The following is a 601-nucleotide window of genomic DNA, read 5'->3' on the forward strand; positions in this document are numbered from 1 at the left end:
GGTAATCCCCCCGTTTTTACGGGGACTTGGTCGTAGAGTTCACGCGGCCATTCTCAGTTTCTGTGCGGGTGTCATCCCGCCATTGCCCATGTTTGGGCGCTCGTTGTTGTAAGACCAGAGCCACTCGGTGGCAATCTGCTGCACCTGGTCGATGGTTTCGAAGATGTGGAGGTCCAGCCATTCGTGCCGGACCGTCCGGTTGTAGCGCTCGACATAAGCGTTCTGCTGCGGTTTCCCCGGCTGTATGTGGGCCAAGGCGATGCCCTTGTTCTCGGCCCATTCCATGAGGGTGCCGCTGATGTATTCCGGACCGTTGTCGACTCGTATGGTTCGAGGCGCACCACGCCACTCGATGATCTGGTTCAGCGCCCTGACGACGCGTTCCGCGGGTAGCGAGAAGTCGACCTCGATACCCAGCCCTTCACGGTTGAAGTCGTCCAGGACATTCAGCAGCCGGAACTGGCGACCGTCCCCGAGGCGATCTGCCATGAAGTCCATGGACCAGACTTCGTTCGGCTGTTCTGGCACGACCAACTCGTCGGGCTTCTCCCGTTTCAGCCGTTTGCGCGGCTTGATCCTGAGGTTCAGCTCCAGCTCGCGG

The 601-nt window shown here is 60.1% G+C and carries 1 protein-coding gene; it reads right to left on the reverse strand.

The genetic code is table 11. The features are described from left to right. Window positions 1-39 precede the first annotated feature (39 nt). On the reverse strand, window positions 40-601 hold a 562-nt coding region (locus tag ATO3_RS28360; protein ID WP_143747427.1), incomplete at its 5' end, for an IS3 family transposase.

It is taken from the genome of Marinibacterium profundimaris (assembly GCF_002210095.1).
GTDB lineage: Bacteria > Pseudomonadota > Alphaproteobacteria > Rhodobacterales > Rhodobacteraceae > Marinibacterium > Marinibacterium profundimaris.